The sequence below is a fragment of the Dyadobacter psychrophilus genome (genome assembly GCF_900167945.1).
GTDB classification, from domain to species: domain Bacteria; phylum Bacteroidota; class Bacteroidia; order Cytophagales; family Spirosomataceae; genus Dyadobacter; species Dyadobacter psychrophilus.
Map to the genome: position 1 here is coordinate 121,171 of NZ_FUZA01000006.1, position 17,381 is coordinate 138,551.

The window sequence follows — 17,381 nt, forward strand, 5'->3', positions numbered from 1 at the left end:
TTATAATCCTGGAATCGTGTTTTTATCAATAGTAACACCCGGGCTCATCGTGCTTGACAAGTGAATGCTTTTAACGTAAGTACCTTTTGCCGAAGATGGTTTAAGGCGAACCAGAGTATTGATAACTTCTTGTGCGTTCTGTACAAGCTGGTCGTTTCCAAAAGAAACTTTACCTACGCTTGTATGAATGATTCCCGTTTTATCAACTTTGAAATCAATCTTACCCGCTTTCACTTCCTTCACAGCTTTCGCTACGTCCGGAGTTACCGTTCCTGATTTAGGGTTTGGCATCAATCCGCGAGGACCTAAAACCTTACCTAACCGTCCCACTTTTGCCATAACGCTCGGCATTGTGATAATTACGTCGATGTCAGTCCAGCCTTGTTCTATCTTTTGGATATACTCATCAAGACCAACGTAATCTGCTCCTGCTTCTTTCGCTTCTGCCTCCTTATCCGGAGTACACAAAACCAATACACGAACTTCTTTTCCGGTTCCGTGTGGCAATGTTACCACGCCACGTACCATTTGATCAGCTTTACGCGGATCTACGCCTAAACGAACGTCGATATCCACAGAAGAATCAAATTTGGTATAAGAAATCGTCTTAAGTACGTCCGCTGCCTGCTCAAGAGAGTAGACTTGATTTGCGTCGAATTTCGAAAGAGCTTCTTTTTGCTTTTTGGTCAGTTTTCCCATGTTCTTTGTTTCTTTCAGCGTATAAAAATTTCTACGCTCAGTTGTTTTCTTCCCACGGGGCTTTGCCTGCTACAGTAATACCCATACTACGAGCCGTTCCCGCAATCATTTTCATAGCAGAATCAATCGTAAAGCAGTTTAAGTCTGGCATCTTTGTCTCAGCGATCGTACGAACCTGATCCCATGATACCGAACCTACTTTCAAACGGTTTGGCTGAGCCGAACCTGTCTTTACTTTTGATGCTTCCAGAAGCAGAATCGCGGCCGGGGGGGTCTTAATGACGAAGTCAAAAGACTTATCCTTATAGTATGTAATAACTACCGGCAATACCACACCCATTTTATCCTGGGTACGGCCATTGAATTGCTTGCAAAACTCCATGATATTCAAACCTTTCGATCCTAATGCAGGACCGATTGGAGGTGAAGGGTTGGCTTGGCCACCTTTTACCTGTAGTTTGACGTATCCACCTATTTCTTTTGCCATTGTTTTGTAATTTGTCGGTTCATTGATTGTTTAACGGCTTAACATGCAAGTGGAAGCTTACCCTGCCCGTTACTCTTTCAACTATCCTTTTCTACTTGTGCGTAACTGAGTTCCACGGGTGTATTACGCCCGAATATTTTTACAACTACATTGAGTTTTTTCTTCTCATCAAATACTTCTTCGACTACTCCGATAAAGCCGCTAAAAGGACCATCAACAACTTTGACAGTTTCCCCTCTGATAAACGACATGCTCGGCGCTTCCTCATGCTGCTCAGCTTCATCTACTTTACCCAAAATCCTGTTGATTTCAGATTGACGAAGTGGTACAGGAACCTTTGAGTTACCTTCTGCATTTCCGAGGAAGCCAATAACACCAGGAATACTGGTAATTATGTGAAGAACTTCTCCTTTAGATAAATCAGCCGAAATGATTATGTATCCAGGAAAAAAGTTTTTTTCCCTAACACGTTTCTTTCCATTACGCATTTCGTATATCTTCTCAGAAGGTATCAGAATCTGCGGAACGAATTCATTAAGTTTCTGCCGTGTTATTTCATTTTCAATGTAGGACTTGATTTTTTTCTCTTGTCCAGACACTGCTCTCAATACAAACCAATTTAGACTACTCATACCATTCCGGGGGTTGCCACTATAATAAAAATAGCCTTAAAAAGACTGATAAAACAAGTTCAGTGCATTTTCAAAGACAAAATCCATCACGCCTACCACAAAGGCGAAAATAAGCGAACCGACAAGCACAAGTGTCGTATTGGCCTGAAGCTCGTTAAAAGGAGGCCATGTCACGTGCTGGGTGATTTCTTCCCAGGAAGCTTTCAAAAAAGAAGTAAATTTTTCCATTTTTCCTTTTATTATGCACGGGTGGAGAGATTCGAACTCCCATCAACGGTTTTGGAGACCGCTATTCTACCCTTGAACTACACCCGTTTATCACACGACCCGTACTTTCGGGCTGCAAAGATACGATTTATTTATAAAAAACAAGTGCATCCCAGAGGAAATGCACTTGTTTTAATATTACAATCTTGATTAGTCAAGAATTTCAGTTACCTGACCAGCACCTACGGTACGTCCACCTTCACGAATCGCGAAACGAAGACCTTTTTCCATAGCAATCTTGTTGATCAATTTCACATCAATTGTGATGTTATCACCAGGCATAACCATTTCAACACCGGCTGGTAGAGAAATTTCACCTGTTACGTCCGTGGTACGGAAGTAAAACTGAGGACGGTATTTGTTAAAGAATGGAGTGTGACGTCCACCTTCTTCTTTCGAAAGTACATAAACCTCGCCTTTGAATGCAGCGTGAGGCTTAACTGAACCTGGCTTGCAGATTACCATCCCACGACGGATATCTTCTTTGTTGATACCACGAAGCAAAAGACCTACGTTATCACCAGCTTCTCCACGGTCAAGGATCTTACGGAACATCTCAACACCAGTTACTACTGATTTAAGACCTTCTGCACCCATACCAAGGATATCAACTGCTTCACCAGAGTTGATTACTCCTCTTTCGATACGACCAGTTGCAACAGTTCCACGACCAGTGATCGAGAATACGTCTTCAACAGGCATAAGGAAAGGAAGATCAGTCATACGTGGAGGAATTGGAATGTAGCTGTCAACAGCGTCCATCAATTCTTCGATCGTTTTAACCCATTTTTCTTCGCCATTCAAACCACCCAAAGCAGAACCTTGGATTACAGGAATGTTGTCTCCATCGTAATCGTAGAAGCTCAAAAGCTCACGGATTTCCATTTCAACAAGTTCAAGAAGTTCTGGATCATCAACCATATCCACTTTGTTCATGAACACAACAAGCTGAGGAACACCAACCTGGCGAGCTAAAAGAATGTGCTCACGCGTTTGTGGCATTGGTCCATCAGTAGCAGCAACTACGATGATAGCGCCGTCCATCTGTGCAGCACCAGTTACCATGTTCTTTACATAATCCGCGTGACCTGGACAGTCAACGTGAGCATAGTGACGGTTTGCTGTCGAATACTCAACGTGGGATGTGTTAATCGTAATACCGCGCTCTTTCTCTTCAGGAGCATTATCAATTGATGAGAAATCGCGAAGTACTGCTAGACCCTTTTTCGCCAACACAGTTGTGATAGCTGCAGTAAGGGTAGTTTTACCGTGGTCAACGTGCCCGATAGTACCAATATTTACGTGGGGTTTCGAGCGGTCAAACGTCTCTTTTGCCATGACTTAAGTACGCTTAAAATTAAAAGTTACAACGAATTTATTAAACACTAATGATTGATCCTGTTTAGCTTACACTAGCCAAGCACTCCAAAATCAATTTAACTAAATACAAGGATCAAAATCTTGTCTTACTAACTGCCAATCTATATTAACAATTAAAAGCAAAAGAACGTTTAAAAACATCCTTCCGAGCTTTTGAGGGGATTTGAACGGCACCGGCCGCCCGGCCCTGACCTCTTCCTTACCAAGGAAGTGCTCTACTCAACTTCTCATCTTCCGAGCTTTTGAGGGGATTTGAACCCCTGACCTCTTCCTTACCAAGGAAGTGCTCTACCCCTGAGCTACAAAAGCAGAAAACCGATTACAGCCAAAAAGCGATTAGCGAAAAAGTATCTAATGAATGTTTTCGCTAATCGCTTCGATGGTGTTTTAAATGAGCGGAAGACGAGGTTCGAACTCGCGACCTATAGCTTGGAAGGCTATCGCTCTACCAGCTGAGCTACTTCCGCATTTGTTTTTGCCTTCTCCTGAAACTGGTAATTTCAGAAGCTCATTATGGCACAAACTGTGGGGGCGGATGGATTCGAACCACCGTAGGCATACACCAGCAGATTTACAGTCTGCCCCATTTGGCCGCTCTGGTACACCCCCAATCAACATTTCAACACAACCGTGAAAACCGCTTGTTTCACTTTTTGGAGTCGCAAAATTATACCCTTTTCTTAAATTCTCAAATTCTTTTGAAAAAAAAATAAAGAAAAATAGCGGCCCAAACAAAATACATTGTTTTAAACCGCTATTGCGCGCATTTGGGCATTTTAAAATAATCTTACTCCGAAGCTCAGCATCCTTACCGAAGGCCCCCTGCCTCCTTCGTAAAGGTTATTGAAATCATAATTTACAAAAAAGTCCGGAAAATTTCTGATGCCCAATTCGGCGGCTAAACCATAGCGCAAATCCTCGATATAAAAGTTTTGCCTCACGTGGTCCACATCCTTACTTCCTTCACGTCTCAATTTCGTATAGCTGCCTATTCGGTAACCTCCATAAACACCAGCGCTTATATATGAGATGAAAGATCGCGGGAAACTGAGTGTTGGCATAATGGAAATATTCACATATGGCACAACCAGCTTGCTCTTCTTCATGATAAGTTCGTTCCCATCTTCATCCTCGACCGGTGAGAAATCGACTTTGAGAGAATCTTTTGTAATCGTATTATTTCCGTCGAACATTAAGTTATACCAGGAAAAATCAACTCCAAAATCAAGATGCAGCCTTGCATTTTTCCCACGGACGACGGTTGTACTGGCTATGTAGCCTAAGCTCACAAATCGGGAACCGAATGGTTTGAGGTCATAAGTCGTCTTATCAAAGCCCGGGGTTGCTTCATTGGTTCCGTATGTATTTAGTCCCAATGCAATGTTAAAACCTTTTCTAGGACTTGAACCGCCTCCCGACTTGTAGAAGCGCTTTCCCGTGTGTCTGTAATTCGAATCGGTGGTAACTGTGTCTCCATCGTTATTCACTTCAACGCCCTTTGCATTGATCCGCACTTCCGTGTCTCCGCCCTTGATATGAATTCCGCGCAGACCGATCCGCACATAATCTTCGTCATTGGACTTGTCCTTCAAATATTTGTTACCATTAATCTCCTCCCTCAAATATGTAGTGTCCGCGCTGGAACTGTCGAGTTTGATTTTCAGATCTTTAAGCAATGTATTGAGGTCATACTGCATTATCTTATCCAGTTCCTTCCGGTTTTCTCCATAGATTATAAGCCTCGTTTTATCGCCAAAAGTTACTATGATAGAATCTTTTTCGAATTGATGAGCCGGGTAGGGGTTGTCGAAATCTCTTGCGTTAATGTTCATCGCAAAAAGCAGAATGAATGCAGCGGTATATAATTTCAGTTTCATGGCTGTGATTTTAAAGTTTTGTTTTCTCTTTGAGGTTATGATATTTTTCCGACACTTTTTCTTCTCCATTGCGCAATCGGTCGTCTACTTTTGCAACCAGGCTTTTTGGATTAAAACCTACTTCTTCCCAATCCACAGGCTCGCCCGCTCTCGCATTTTTTAGCTGACGAAATACTTTCGAAAATTTGGAAGACTTAGGCTTTTCCTCGTCCAGATCATTTGTTTCCACAGCCACCACAACAATCCTTGTCGGCTCAACCGGCGTTGGTGTAACTTTGGCTGCAAGAACTTCTTCTGTTTTTGGAGAAACCTTTTCAAGGATCGGCAACTCCGCAATTGGCTCTTCTTTGACTAGTGCATCATTGGTCGCCAGATTTTGCGGTTCAGCGGTTTGGTTTTGGCCTTCTGCATTGATCTGCTTCTCTGCTTTCGGCTTAACATTATTTGACGGTTTCAACGGTCGCCTATTTACATTAGCTGCAAGCTCACTAGAAGCAACCGGATTTTCCTTTACTTCAACTTGCACTTCCCGGACAATTTCTGGCTTTTGTTCCTCTGCAACATTTGTCGGCTTAGAAACTACGGCAAGTCGCTTTTCCTTGCCAATCGTTTCAATGTTGGAACGCTCGCTATTCCAGACGATATAACCGGCCACAAGCGTTATCACAATGCTCGCCGCGGCATACCAAACCCAACCCGCTAGCCGGCGCTCCTTTTTTGTCCTAGTTTTAATTTTTTCCCAGGCAGCGGATGAAGGAGTTTTTTCCAACTCCGAAAGCCTGCTTTTAAAAAGATCATCAACCGGATGCTTTTTCATATTCTACTTTTTTTTTAAACTCATTTTCCCAATCCGCCACCATTTTCTGCAGCATGGCCCTTGCCCGGTGCAATTGCGATTTTGATGTACTTTCTGCTATGCCGAGCATTTGCGCAATTTCAATGTGCGGATAACCTTCAATAGCATATAAATTGAAAACCGTTCTGTATCCGGTTGGCAGCGTTTCAATCAGATTTAGTAATTCCTGCGTTTCCAGATTCTGGTCGGCATGCGCGTAATCCGGAATGTTGTTTGCCTCGTCGGATAATGTATCTTCCAGGATGCGTTTTTGTTTTCTCAAATATCCCAGCGCTTCATTCACCATAATCCTGCGAATCCATCCTTCAAAGCTGCCTTCCTCATTGAACTGCTCTATTTTGGCAAATACTCTGATAAAACCCTCAACCATTACATCCTCGGCGGCCATATCATCACAGATATAACGAAAGCATAAAGCCAGCATGCGAGCGCTGTATTTATCGTACAACTGTCGCTGTGCCTTCGGATCTTCCTTCCTAAGCGCTTTGATCAGCTGTCCCTCGTTACTAAAAAGTGATAAAATTCGACCCATTAATTTGGCAGTTTCAATAGCAAGATGCGCATTCCTGATCGGGAGGTTGCATCAGTTCTCAAAAAATTTATGATTTGATTTAATTTTTAAAGTTTATTCCAACCGTTCCTTTAGTTTTGAACCAAATATCTGTTAACACAAAGATTCACCCCATCCAATATGTTTGATTCTTCTGCCCCAATCGGGATTTTTGATAGTGGCATTGGCGGAATGACCGTTGCCAGTGCAGTTACCAGGCTTCTTCCGCAGGAGAATACGATCTATTTCGGGGACACTGCGCATCTTCCTTACGGCGACAAATCCACGGCCGCAATCCAGGCATATTCTATTAAAATATGCAATATGCTTTTGCAGCAAAATTGTAAGCTGATCCTCATAGCGTGCAACTCGGCTTCTGCTGCTGCATATGAGCTGGTAAGGGAATATGTAGGAAGTAAGGCAAAGGTTTTGAATGTAATTGATCCTGTGGTGGATTACATTAAGGAACATTATGACGGAAAGACGATCGGTCTTATCGGAACAAAGCAAACTGTCCTTTCTAATGTTTACAAAAAGAAAGTGGATGCTTTGGGGAAAAATATTCAATTAAAATCGCTCGCAACGCCACTGCTGGCACCGATGATCGAGGAAGGTTTTTTTGATAATAACATTAGCGAAAGCATTATTACAAGTTATCTTTCCGATCCTTCTCTTTTAGACATTGAAGCATTGATCCTGGGCTGCACGCACTATCCGCTGATAAAAAACCAAATCGGACAATTCTATAATGGAAATGTTGAGATTCTTGACACTTCTGAAATCGTGGCTTTTTCGTTGAAATCGTGGCTCGAACAGCATTACCTGGTGAATGAAAAAGGCGAAGGCAAACGCGCATTTTATGTATCCGATTACACACTTTCTTTTGAGCAATCAACGAACATTTTCTTTGGCAGTCAGATCCAGCTTGCACATTATCCGCTTTGGGAGTGAGGTTTAATGGAAAAGGATCTTTACCGGCCCCAACAGGCCCGATGGCATAGGCTCCCATTTTGTCGCGTCAAACTTTTTGTAAGTGATGTCGACAATGTTAATGTCATGAAATTTCTTCCAATCCGGCTTTTGTGTATCCCGGAGCCGCATATAATTAGCTGAAAGATTTGTTACTTCAATTTCAAGCACATTACCCTTCGCTTTGAGCTGTTCTGAAATTTCTAAGTGAAAAGGAATGCTCCAAGCCGTTCCTATGGGCTTACCATTCAACTTAACGGCCGCCACTTCCCTTACATCACCCAGATCCAGGATTTTGATCCCGCTTTTCAGCAGGTTATCAGGACAATCGAATCGAACTTCATATCTGGCCGTTCCTGAAAAGTAAACTGCGGAGTCGGGCAAGCTTGTCCAGGTTTTCAGTTCATTCAACTTTGCTCCTGCTGGAATTGAAGGTCTGCCTTTTAGAAATTTCAGGTCCCATTTCCCCTTTATTTCAAATTCCTTGTCTGCAATGTTGACCTTTTCTTTGCTTGCATTTTTTGTTGTTTCTCTCAGAAAACATGACTGTCCTGGCAGAAGCTTCAAATAAATTGTATCTCCATCTCGTGGAATCGGTTTCCATGAAGCATTTTCATCCAGTGCATACAGCTGTTCTAATCCGCCGGCAATGCTAACCTTAATCCAGCCTTCCTTGAACTGGTTAGCCAAATTGCTAATAAAATAAAGTCGTTTGTTATCCTGTGTTTTCTTTCTAATAAATGTCAGGCCTTTGGCGGCGAACGATTCGCGGAATGCACCGCTAGTAATCAGCTCTTTTTCAAAATCACTGGAAACTCGGACAGTTTTCTCTTTTTTCAATTTACCTAAATCGTTCAAAAAGCTATTCTGCTTTTCAGGACCATTTGAATAACCCGTTGTTTTTTCAGGAAAATGATCCTGGAAAATGATTTTTGCTCCTGCCGCTGCGAGTCTTTGCAACTCTTCTAGTGTTTCTGCGGGCATGTAGGTGCTTGCAGGAATGATGAGGGATTTATAAACTGCATTTTCGCTTGTGAGGTCACCATTGCTGTCCAGCTTCAATCGGGTAAGTTGTAAATCCGAAACGTAGTCAAAACCGAAACCCTTTTTCCAAAGCTCCTGTGCCAGCTTACCAAAAGGCAAGTCCAGCAGCCAGCGATCCACATGATGCACTTCCAGTAAATGAGCATTACCGGATGACTTTGCTTTCGTTGCCCAAAGATCATGTATCGGAAAATAGACCAGCACATCATTGTCCGACTTGCTATTTTGCAGCAGCTCCTGACAGCGCTGTACGTATTTATTCAGTAAAGAAAAGTGCTCAGCGAAATGTGAAGTCGATCCAAAGTTCGTGGAAGCGTAAAATAACCATCCTGGAAATGGCTCCTGCGCAGGCGAATATGTGCTCCCGTGATAGAAAATGTGGTTAATGCCTGCTGTGAAAAGCTCGTCAATCTGCGGCTTAACCTGCGATAACGACACTTTAAAATGATTCGCTAGCCAGGTTCCTGTTTCCGAACTCACCAGTTTCTTACCAGAAAAATGTGCAGCCGAAGAAGCAAATTTCATAGCCAGTGGATCGGGTGTTCCAAACTGATCGATAGAATAATCCGGGTCAATGCGTAAGCCAGGAACGGAAAAGCGGCTGGTGCCAAAAGATTCCGTTTCGGGAATGTCCGCTGCGTCGTAGAGGTCCAGCAAATTTCCAGGCGAGCCGTGTGCCTGATATCTTGTCAGAAACCCATGATCTTTGCTCCAATCCGTCCACGGTTTTGCGTAGCGTTCCCGAAGCAATTCAGACAATGTTTGATGATAATCAACCCGAACCAATTCAGAGCCTGCTTTTCCAGTTGAATCTATTAGCAATGTCAGGTTTTTATCCAGATCATAACCTCGTCGTTTCTTAAATTCTTGCAGAAAATCATCCGTCCAGTTGGCGCCGTATGCCTCATAGGAATCATTATACATCGAACGGGGCAGATCTGTTTTGCCCGCAAAAGCCGAATCAAACCTCGTGAGATAACGCGACATGGCTGCTGAATGGAACGGATCAAGCACCAACCCCTCGCCACCCGGCGCAGCGCGTTTTACTTTTTGCTTAGTAGGCTGAATTATTAGTGCATTGTTTTTGACCGTCATATTCTTTGCTCCCAATTCCTGCGAAACATTCGGGCCGCCAAATGGCCAGCCGGTCCCTGTGGTTAGATCCACACCGAGGCCTAATCGCTTGCCTTCACGCACTGTATGCTGCACCAAATCCAGCCATTGTGGAGTCAGGAAAGGAACAGATTGCGACTCATACCCTTTCACTTCGTAGATGGGGATAATGTGAACGCCGCCTACTCCCGATTTTTGAAAGTATTCTAACTGGGTTGTGATGTCCTTTTTATTCACTGCACTACCCATCCACCACCAGAAAGTCCAGGGTTTGGAAGTTGAAATTGCCTGGGCATTCGCTAATGCGCCATTCAAAAGCAGGAGAAGAAAAAGTACCAGTCGCATAGATCTAAGTTTCTCATTAAAGGCTTCAAAATTCTTTTCTACGCCTTCAAACGATATTATTTATGTTTGAGATTAGCGCAAAAAAAAGCGAAGCAGATTGCTGCTTCGCTTTATATAGTAGTATCTTAAATCTTATCCTTGATATGCCTGCTTTACGCGGGAAGCAATGAACTGCCGCTCCTGCAAATTCTTTTTGCTATTGCGATACCACAGATATCCAATCACAGCAACCAATAAGTAAGGCATTACAAATAAGAACATGATCCCCGTATTAAGGCCCACGCCAACATTGTTCCTGCCATTTCCCATTGAGCTTTCCACTGATCCGCGGCACATGGCACATTGCGCCCAGGTGTCAACGCCTGAAAGCACGAACAACATTACAAAACCGAATATGATCTTAAAGTTTTTCATACGTAATAGGGACTAATCATCAGGTAAACTACAACGCCGCTGATACTCACATAAAGCCAGATCGGCAAAGCCCATTTCACCGCTTTTCTGTGCTCCATAATTTGATTGGTATAACCAAAATACACCGCACGCAATACAAACCAAACGACCACAATCGACAATGTAATGTGCGAAATCAGTAAAAAGTAATAAACTGGCCTCACAAAACCCTCACCACCGAAAGGTGTTGACTTGTTCGAAATGTGGTACAAAATATAACAAACCAAAAACACGGCGCCCAGTAAAAACGCGCCTGTCATCGCCTTGCGATGTGCACTAATGTTATTATTCTTAACAAAATAAAATCCTGCAATCAAGAAAACGGCTGTCAGCGTATTAATAACACCGATAACGTGAGGAAGCACTTTTGTCCATGCACCGAGTTCTACTTTCTGGCGAATTCCTAACAATGCCGCAACTGCAATCGGAATTACAATAGCCAGAATGTTGATAATGCGTTCGTATTTCGGTTTCTTTTCTAAGACTAATGTTGCCATAATTATGGATAAGCACTTGCTTTATTCTCGTAATTTAAAATTTTCACTTCCGCCATCAGGCGGTCAATCTCCTCGGAACTGGCTCCGTTGTAAAAACCTCTTGTATAGCCCTTGCTGTCTATTAACATTAACCTGCTTTCAACCTGATAAAGTTCGGGTTTTTCTTGCAAAGAAGCGGATTGCAAATTTAGAAGCTTGCCCGCCTCTGCGTTCGTAGCTCGAAATATATCCCAACCTTCCTTGCCCAACTCTTCAGGATATGCCGGGGACGCTAAGACACTATCCTCCGAGAGCGTTTTAATGGTTAAGCTATTCGTTTCACTGCGCATGTCATAAACCCTTTCCAGGTTGGATAGTACAAGCCTGCAAGTGTCTGAGCATGCTCCTGGCAAAAAACTGATTACCGAGATGTCATTCCCAAGCTTATATTCTCCCGAAGCCAGTTGTAATGCTTCACGCTTGTGAAAAACAGTATCCCCATTTACGATGACAATTTTTCCGTCGCTACCCACTTGCGGATTGAAATAAGGAAGATCGTAGTGATTGGTTGCGAAAAGCCTGAGCATCACAAAAATCAAAGCCGGTATTACTAATGTTACGATCAGCAATCCGGCCTTGGGAAAATTCTTCATGCGAACTATTTAATCGAATATAGCTTCAAAAATCGCGTTCCCTTCCAACATTAACGCCAATATTAACCAGGCGACAAATATAACAGGAACAAGGATCGACCAGATCAGCGACTTGGTCTCATGCTTTAAGTGCATGAACTCACCAACTATATAGAATGCCTTAACGATCGTCATCACGATGAAAATAGTGATTTTCAAAATTCCGTGGGGGACCGTAAAAGCAATAAGGAATTCGACTGCTGTTAATACAAGGAGAATCCAAAAAGTTTTCCAGATTGCTTTGCGTTGCTCGGCACCTGCGTTTGGATCCTGGTTGTGAATATGATGTACTTCCGACATTTGATTAGGAATTAATATTATTAGATGAATTAAACCAGATAAAAGAATGTAAATACGAATACCCACACCAAATCTACAAAGTGCCAGTAAAGTCCCACTTTCTCAACCATTTCATAGCTTCCTCTCTTATCATAAAAACCTGTTGCTGTGCGGAAGAAAATAAGAATGTTAAGGATAACACCGCTGAAAACGTGCGTTCCGTGAAAACCAGTGATGAAGAAAAAGAAGTCAGCAAATGCCGGAGGACCATATTGATTTTCCGTCAGGTTTGCCCCGAATATTGTTTTATCGACCCAAGTGCCGTTTTCAATCACTTTCATTACACTTCCCGTATCTGTGCCATGGATAAAGTGAGCCCATTCCCAAGCCTGACAGCCCAAGAATGTAAATCCTCCCAGGATTGTCCAAAGCATATATTTTTCAACGTTGGCACGGTCCATACGGTGGCCTGCTTCCACTGCAAGCACCATTGTCACGCTACTCGCGATCAAAATAAAGGTCATGATTCCCACAAAGACAAGGGGAAGAGAAATTCCATGAAGGAAAGGCACCGCCTCATAGACCTTCTCAGGAATCGGCCAATACATGTTTGAAAATGTAAAATCAGCTACATCGCCCGAATAAGCAGGGAAGCTGAACCGCGCTGTACCGTAGGCAACGAGTAGGGCTGAGAAAGTGAAGGTATCTGAGATAAGGAAAAACCACATCATCAGTTTACCATAACTTGCTTTCATAGGCTCAATTCCCCCCATCCACATTTTGGGTTCTACCGCGCCAGGTGTTGTTACATTTGCAGCCATTGAAAAAAGTATTAATTAAAAGTCAATAAAAAAACAAAAAGGTATAACCAAAGTAAATCTAGAAAATGCCAATAAGTGGCACAGATCTGAATGCGTCTTAAATTCTTTGCATGCACTTTTAACTTAAATGCAGCTGTCAGTGAATAAAGCAAAACAATTAATCCGCTGATAATGTGGAAACCGTGTAATCCGGTGAACACATAAAAAAACGAACCAGAAGGATTTCCAACGAAATAAACATTCATGGCAACCAGCTCTTTCCATCCCTCAAACTGCATCCAAAGGAAGGCCAGACCGAGTACAAAAGTAATAGAAATTGCTACTTTCAATTGTTTGAACTGATCTTTTTTTGCCGAAAAGAAAGCCCATTGCATAGCGGCACTGCTCATCAAAAGAACACCTGTGCTATACCAGAAAATCTTTGGCATCTCAAATTCAAGCCAGTTCCCTTCTGCTCTTCTCACTAGATATGCGCTGCATTGAGAAGCAAATAACATGATAATACTAACCAAAAATAACCACAGGATAAACTTCATTGGGTCCATAGCCAATGTTGCCTGAGGTTCTTTATCTACTTTATACTGCTGAACACTTTCCATTTTCACTGATTTTTCATTTTCACAATTTATCCAACAAAAACGCGATCTGCACAATTGGCAAATATATGAACGATCCGAACATCAATTGCTTTGCCGTTTTATCCGTGCAAGTGCGCATTAAGTGGAAAGTTTGAGCCAAGAACAAAACGCCAAATACCGTAGCGACAAAAGCTGAATTGATTCCCGTCATACCCAATTCGTATGGTAACCAGCCTATCGGCAGCAGGAACACGGTATAAATCATTATTTGCAAAGTCGTATTAACATCCTTTAAGCCGTTGGCCGGAAGCAATTTAAACCCTGCTCTCTTATAATCTTCGTCTAACACCCAGGCAATGGCCCAGAAGTGGGGAAATTGCCAGAAAAATTGAATCGCGAACAAAATGCCCGGCTCTAAACCAAAGTGATTTGTTGCTGCAACCCAGCCAATCATTGGAGGAAATGCGCCTGGGAAAGCTCCCACAAAGACCGCGATCGGGCCAACTCTTTTTAATGGTGTATAAACAAACCCGTATAAAACCAGCGATAACAGCGAAATTAAACCAGTGCTGAGATTGAATACGAGCACAAAAATCGCCATCGACATAACGCCTAAAAATGCGGCCCAGATTATCGCCTGATCTACTGTGATCCTTCCGCTAGGCAATGGTCGGTTGGCAGTTCTTTTCATTAATTTATCAAAGTCCTTTTCAAGAATTTGATTGATAATGTTGGCTGCGCCTGTTACGGCAATTGATGCGATAACAAAAAGAACCAATTTGCCTGTTTCAACTTCCTTAGCACCCAGGCAATAGCCCATTGCACCTGAAAAAGCAATCAGCGATGCCAGCCTGAATTTTAACAACTCAAATAAAACGCCTATTCTTTCCCTTATCCTCCCAACTACTCCTAAGCTCTCTTCAGCTGATATCATTACAACAATTATTTATTTCTAAATCGTACTTTTCTCTAACCGGATATCCGATGAATACTTCAAATACTTATTCCCGTTTACAACAAGCCAAATCACGAATTGTAATCCAATCAACAATATGGCAAACGTCAAATGTAACGGCTGAGCAAAGGGCGGAACACCGAAATAAGCCATCAAAATCCCGGTAACAATTTCGAGAATTAATATCCAGAAGCATGCAAATGCTATTTTTCCTGCTATCGATTCCCTGCCTTCCGCTTTAAAAATCCTATTGATCCAATACAGATTAACAATGAATACAAGAATCGAGAAAGACCTGTGTATGTAAAAATTCAATCCCAGTTCATCAATCCACTTGTTTCTTGCCTGATAACCCAATTTATGGATCACTTCATCCATCGCCTCCCTCACCTGTGTTCCCAGCAAGATCTGAATCAGCGATAATGTAATAACCAAAACGCCTATTCCACCAATTGCCTTCTTACTCGACTCTTTCAGCTGCAAAATGTTGCCCGCATAAGCTGACCACGTAAACAAAAATAAGAGTAGAAAGACGATCACAATGGCCAACAGCATATGAAGCGTTACAACAATTGGTAACAGTTCAAAGGACACAACTTTGGCGCCGAGCCACCCCTGAAATCCTACCAAAATGAACGCTGACAAACTGTAATAAAAAATACGCTTGTTGCCGGATCTGAGAAAAGGAATAGAGGCTAGCAGGGTCAGAAAAATCATTACTCCTGTAAATGCGCCCAGAAGTCTATTCACGTATTCAATCCACGTTTTAACGGGATTAAATTCTATCTCGCCTTTGAGCTTTGCGCCGTAAAGCTCCTTGTAATTGGCTGGTAACTGCGAAATTTCAGTTGGCGGAACCCATCTCCCGAAGCATCTGGGCCAATCCGGACAACCCATTCCAGCACCCGTGCTTCTCACTACCCCACCCGCTATAATCAGAAAATAGAGTACAATGACAGTATTCAAGGCCAACCGACGAAAACGTCGGTTGGCCTTGATATCAATGTGCGTTGAACTGGTCATTATAATTTTGTGACTCAATCGCCTTTTCTGTGGCTATCAGTTCATTCTCATGCGGGAAGTTAGATTCCAGAGTCTGAGAATATGGTATGTTTTGCGGAATGAAATCTTCCTTCGCTCCTGGCTTGCTATAATCGTAGGACCAACGATAAACTGCCGGGATTTCTCCAACCCAGTTCCCATGTCCAGGGTTGATTGGTGCAGTCCATTCCAAAGTATTTGAGTTCCAAGGATTTTGCGGCGCTCTTCTTCCTTTGAAAATACTGTAAAAGAAGTTCCATAGGAAGATAAACTGTGCAAGGAACGACAAGATCGCAGCGATAGAAATGAACATGTTCATGTCCATAAACTTATGCGTAAAGTCGTAGCTGGTGAACTGGTAATATCTACGCGGGAAACCTGCGATACCGACATAGTGCATTGGGATAAACACAAGATAAATACCAATGAATGTCAACCAGAAGTGAATCTGACCCAATGTCGTATTCATCATTCTACCAAACATCTTAGGGAACCAGTGGTAAACACCTGCAAAAAGTCCGAAAGCTGATGCCGCTCCCATCACAAGGTGGAAGTGAGCTACAACAAAGTAAGTATCATGAAGTTGAATATCAAGTGCACTGTTTCCAAGAATAATCCCGGTCAAACCACCTGATACGAACAATGAAACAAGACCGATTGAGAACAACATCCCTGGTGTGAAAACAATGTTTCCCTTCCAGAGTGTCGTAATGTAGTTAAAGCCTTTCACCGCAGATGGAACCGCAATGATCAATGTAAGGAACATAAATACAGATCCTAAGAACGGATTCATACCTGTTACAAACATATGGTGAGCCCAAACAATAAAGGCAAGGAATGCAATACCCAGCATGGACGCAATCATCGCACGGTAACCGAAAATCGGCTTACGAGAATTGGTTGCAATAACTTCCGAAGTGATTCCAAGTCCTGGCAACAATACAATGTAAACCTCAGGGTGTCCCAGGAACCAGAACAAGTGTTGGAACAAGATCGGGCTACCACCCACGTTTGGCAGCGCTTCACCATTAATATAAATGTCTGAAAGATAGAAGCTCGTTCCGAAATGGCGGTCAAAAATCAGTAACAATACGGATGACAAAAGAACCGGGAACGAAATCAGACCCAATACAGCCGTAATCAGGAAAGACCAGATCGTTAGCGGAAGGCGGTCGAACGACATTCCTCTTGTACGCAAGTTGATAACCGTCGTAATGTAGTTTATACCCCCTAAAAGTTGAGATACAATGAAAAGTGCCATACTCGCCAACCATAGCGTCATACCCATTCCTGAGCCTGGATGCGCTTGTGGCAAAGCACTTAATGGCGGATAAATTACCCAACCGCCGGCAGCTGGTCCTGCTTGCAAAAACAATGACGCGAACATGATAACACTGGCAAGGAAAAAGAACCAGTATGATAACATGTTCATGAACCCAGACGCCATATCACGCGCTCCAATTTGAAGCGGAATCAGGAAGTTACTGAATGTACCGCTCAATCCGGCCGTCAATACAAAGAACACCATAATAGTTCCGTGCATAGTAACCAAAGCGAGGTAGAAGTTGGGATCCAATTTGCCTGAGTCGCTAATCCAACCACCCAAAATAGGTTTAAGCCAGGAAAGATTCGAATCCGGCAAACCCAATTGAATACGGAAGATAACAGACATGGAAATCCCAATCACCGCCCACATAATCCCGGTGATCAGATATTGCTTCGCTATAACTTTGTGATCTTCACAAAATATATATTTCTGCCAAAAGTTTTGTGCTTCATGGTGGTGTTCATGCTCAGTTTCGTGGTGATGAGCTGTTTCCAATCCTTCAATAGCTGACATATACTTTTAATGTATTTAAATTAACAA

General features: G+C 42.7%; 19 protein-coding genes and 4 tRNA genes. 1 reads left to right on the plus strand and 22 read right to left on the minus strand.

Translation table 11 applies throughout. The annotated features are described in order from the left end of the window. The 12 genes from rplA to B5X68_RS20530 all read right to left on the minus strand — a co-directional run bounded on the left by rplA (nt 1) and on the right by B5X68_RS20530 (nt 6,730). On the minus strand, nt 1-699 hold the full coding sequence (rplA, locus tag B5X68_RS20475) for a 50S ribosomal protein L1 (RefSeq protein WP_082216647.1): 699 nt from the start codon (nt 697-699) through the stop codon (nt 1-3). Between the two features lie 37 nt (nt 700-736). Continuing rightward, on the minus strand, nt 737-1,186 hold the full coding sequence (gene rplK, locus B5X68_RS20480) for a 50S ribosomal protein L11 (RefSeq protein ID WP_026631777.1): 450 nt from the start codon (nt 1,184-1,186) through the stop codon (nt 737-739). Nucleotides 1,187-1,263: 77 nt separating this feature from the next. Continuing rightward, entirely contained in the window at nt 1,264-1,818 is a 555-nt protein-coding gene (gene nusG / locus B5X68_RS20485) for a transcription termination/antitermination protein NusG (RefSeq protein ID WP_082216648.1), read from the minus strand. Between the two features lie 36 nt (nt 1,819-1,854). Next, on the minus strand, nt 1,855-2,046 hold the full coding sequence (secE, locus tag B5X68_RS20490) for a preprotein translocase subunit SecE (protein ID WP_082216649.1): 192 nt from the start codon (nt 2,044-2,046) through the stop codon (nt 1,855-1,857). Between the two features lie 16 nt (nt 2,047-2,062). Further along, nucleotides 2,063-2,133 (minus strand) — tRNA-Trp (locus B5X68_RS20495). Between the two features lie 102 nt (nt 2,134-2,235). Beyond that, nucleotides 2,236-3,423 carry an elongation factor Tu gene (gene tuf / locus B5X68_RS20500; protein WP_026631774.1) on the minus strand — a complete coding sequence of 396 codons (1,188 nt, stop codon included), beginning with the start codon at nt 3,421-3,423 and terminating at the stop codon, nt 2,236-2,238. A 279-nt stretch (nt 3,424-3,702) separates the two neighbouring features. Further along, nucleotides 3,703-3,774: transfer RNA gene (locus B5X68_RS20505), tRNA-Thr, on the minus strand. 85 nt (nt 3,775-3,859) lie between these two features. Beyond that, nucleotides 3,860-3,932, minus strand: a tRNA-Gly gene (locus B5X68_RS20510). Nucleotides 3,933-3,991: 59 nt separating this feature from the next. Beyond that, nucleotides 3,992-4,074: transfer RNA gene (locus B5X68_RS20515), tRNA-Tyr, on the minus strand. Between the two features lie 167 nt (nt 4,075-4,241). Next, entirely contained in the window at nt 4,242-5,342 is a 1,101-nt protein-coding gene (locus tag B5X68_RS20520) for a hypothetical protein (RefSeq protein ID WP_141110371.1), read from the minus strand. A 10-nt stretch (nt 5,343-5,352) separates the two neighbouring features. Beyond that, the gene (locus tag B5X68_RS20525; protein WP_082216650.1) at nt 5,353-6,159 is read right to left on the minus strand and encodes a hypothetical protein; all 807 of its coding nucleotides are present in this window, start codon (nt 6,157-6,159) and stop codon (nt 5,353-5,355) included. Further along, nucleotides 6,140-6,730, minus strand: a complete 591-nt coding sequence (locus B5X68_RS20530; protein WP_082216651.1) for an RNA polymerase sigma factor — start codon at nt 6,728-6,730, stop codon at nt 6,140-6,142. Before B5X68_RS20530 ends, B5X68_RS20525 begins: the two co-directional genes overlap by 20 nt. Before the next feature lie 159 nt (nt 6,731-6,889). On the opposite strand from B5X68_RS20530, the gene murI reads away from it, so the two are divergent. Then, nucleotides 6,890-7,699, plus strand: coding sequence for a glutamate racemase (gene murI, locus B5X68_RS20535; RefSeq protein WP_082216652.1), 810 nt, complete (start codon nt 6,890-6,892; stop codon nt 7,697-7,699). Between the two features lie 3 nt (nt 7,700-7,702). Here murI and B5X68_RS20540 read toward each other — a convergent pair whose 3' ends face one another. The 10 genes from B5X68_RS20540 to B5X68_RS20585 all read right to left on the minus strand — a co-directional run bounded on the left by B5X68_RS20540 (nt 7,703) and on the right by B5X68_RS20585 (nt 17,354). Continuing rightward, nucleotides 7,703-10,219 carry a glycosyl hydrolase gene (locus tag B5X68_RS20540; protein ID WP_082216653.1) on the minus strand — a complete coding sequence of 839 codons (2,517 nt, stop codon included), beginning with the start codon at nt 10,217-10,219 and terminating at the stop codon, nt 7,703-7,705. A 132-nt stretch (nt 10,220-10,351) separates the two neighbouring features. Beyond that, a complete protein-coding gene (locus B5X68_RS20545) occupies nt 10,352-10,633 on the minus strand; it encodes a CAMCR motif-containing small membrane protein (protein ID WP_082216654.1) in 282 nt (93 codons plus the stop codon). After that, on the minus strand, nt 10,630-11,169 hold the full coding sequence (locus tag B5X68_RS20550) for a DUF420 domain-containing protein (RefSeq protein ID WP_082216655.1): 540 nt from the start codon (nt 11,167-11,169) through the stop codon (nt 10,630-10,632). Before B5X68_RS20550 ends, B5X68_RS20545 begins: the two co-directional genes overlap by 4 nt. 2 nt (nt 11,170-11,171) lie before the next feature. Continuing rightward, the gene (locus tag B5X68_RS20555) at nt 11,172-11,801 is read right to left on the minus strand and encodes a hypothetical protein (protein ID WP_082216656.1); all 630 of its coding nucleotides are present in this window, start codon (nt 11,799-11,801) and stop codon (nt 11,172-11,174) included. 9 nt (nt 11,802-11,810) lie between these two features. Then, entirely contained in the window at nt 11,811-12,140 is a 330-nt protein-coding gene (locus tag B5X68_RS20560) for a cytochrome C oxidase subunit IV family protein (protein WP_082216657.1), read from the minus strand. A 29-nt stretch (nt 12,141-12,169) separates the two neighbouring features. Next, entirely contained in the window at nt 12,170-12,940 is a 771-nt protein-coding gene (locus B5X68_RS20565) for a cytochrome c oxidase subunit 3 (RefSeq protein ID WP_082216658.1), read from the minus strand. Nucleotides 12,941-12,951: 11 nt separating this feature from the next. Next, nucleotides 12,952-13,539, minus strand: coding sequence for a cytochrome c oxidase subunit 3 (locus tag B5X68_RS20570; RefSeq protein WP_082216659.1), 588 nt, complete (start codon nt 13,537-13,539; stop codon nt 12,952-12,954). Between the two features lie 19 nt (nt 13,540-13,558). Next, the gene (gene cyoE, locus B5X68_RS20575) at nt 13,559-14,452 is read right to left on the minus strand and encodes a heme o synthase (RefSeq protein WP_082216660.1); all 894 of its coding nucleotides are present in this window, start codon (nt 14,450-14,452) and stop codon (nt 13,559-13,561) included. A gap of 18 nt (nt 14,453-14,470) precedes the next feature. After that, nucleotides 14,471-15,496, minus strand: coding sequence for a COX15/CtaA family protein (locus B5X68_RS20580; protein WP_082216661.1), 1,026 nt, complete (start codon nt 15,494-15,496; stop codon nt 14,471-14,473). Beyond that, nucleotides 15,474-17,354, minus strand: a complete 1,881-nt coding sequence (locus B5X68_RS20585; protein WP_082216662.1) for a cytochrome c oxidase subunit I — start codon at nt 17,352-17,354, stop codon at nt 15,474-15,476. Before B5X68_RS20585 ends, B5X68_RS20580 begins: the two co-directional genes overlap by 23 nt. Between the last annotated feature and the right edge of the window lie 27 nt (nt 17,355-17,381).

What these genes read in the sequence shown, in the direction of transcription:
- B5X68_RS20530 (WP_082216651.1), bottom strand. Translation starts at nt 6,730, where the DNA reads ATGGGTCGAATTTTATCACTTTTTAGTAACGAGGGACAGCTGATCAAA.
- secE (WP_082216649.1), bottom strand. Translation starts at nt 2,046, where the DNA reads ATGGAAAAATTTACTTCTTTTTTGAAAGCTTCCTGGGAAGAAATCACC.
- B5X68_RS20550 (WP_082216655.1), bottom strand. Translation starts at nt 11,169, where the DNA reads ATGGCAACATTAGTCTTAGAAAAGAAACCGAAATACGAACGCATTATC.
- B5X68_RS20540 (WP_082216653.1), bottom strand. Translation starts at nt 10,219, where the DNA reads ATGCGACTGGTACTTTTTCTTCTCCTGCTTTTGAATGGCGCATTAGCG.
- murI (WP_082216652.1), top strand. Translation starts at nt 6,890, where the DNA reads ATGTTTGATTCTTCTGCCCCAATCGGGATTTTTGATAGTGGCATTGGC.
- B5X68_RS20545 (WP_082216654.1), bottom strand. Translation starts at nt 10,633, where the DNA reads ATGAAAAACTTTAAGATCATATTCGGTTTTGTAATGTTGTTCGTGCTT.
- rplK (WP_026631777.1), bottom strand. Translation starts at nt 1,186, where the DNA reads ATGGCAAAAGAAATAGGTGGATACGTCAAACTACAGGTAAAAGGTGGC.
- B5X68_RS20580 (WP_082216661.1), bottom strand. Translation starts at nt 15,496, where the DNA reads ATGACCAGTTCAACGCACATTGATATCAAGGCCAACCGACGTTTTCGT.
- B5X68_RS20560 (WP_082216657.1), bottom strand. Translation starts at nt 12,140, where the DNA reads ATGTCGGAAGTACATCATATTCACAACCAGGATCCAAACGCAGGTGCC.
- B5X68_RS20585 (WP_082216662.1), bottom strand. Translation starts at nt 17,354, where the DNA reads ATGTCAGCTATTGAAGGATTGGAAACAGCTCATCACCACGAAACTGAG.
- B5X68_RS20565 (WP_082216658.1), bottom strand. Translation starts at nt 12,940, where the DNA reads ATGGCTGCAAATGTAACAACACCTGGCGCGGTAGAACCCAAAATGTGG.
- B5X68_RS20570 (WP_082216659.1), bottom strand. Translation starts at nt 13,539, where the DNA reads ATGGAAAGTGTTCAGCAGTATAAAGTAGATAAAGAACCTCAGGCAACA.
- tuf (WP_026631774.1), bottom strand. Translation starts at nt 3,423, where the DNA reads ATGGCAAAAGAGACGTTTGACCGCTCGAAACCCCACGTAAATATTGGT.
- nusG (WP_082216648.1), bottom strand. Translation starts at nt 1,818, where the DNA reads ATGAGTAGTCTAAATTGGTTTGTATTGAGAGCAGTGTCTGGACAAGAG.
- B5X68_RS20555 (WP_082216656.1), bottom strand. Translation starts at nt 11,801, where the DNA reads ATGAAGAATTTTCCCAAGGCCGGATTGCTGATCGTAACATTAGTAATA.
- B5X68_RS20525 (WP_082216650.1), bottom strand. Translation starts at nt 6,159, where the DNA reads ATGAAAAAGCATCCGGTTGATGATCTTTTTAAAAGCAGGCTTTCGGAG.
- cyoE (WP_082216660.1), bottom strand. Translation starts at nt 14,452, where the DNA reads ATGATATCAGCTGAAGAGAGCTTAGGAGTAGTTGGGAGGATAAGGGAA.
- B5X68_RS20520 (WP_141110371.1), bottom strand. Translation starts at nt 5,342, where the DNA reads ATGAAACTGAAATTATATACCGCTGCATTCATTCTGCTTTTTGCGATG.
- rplA (WP_082216647.1), bottom strand. Translation starts at nt 699, where the DNA reads ATGGGAAAACTGACCAAAAAGCAAAAAGAAGCTCTTTCGAAATTCGAC.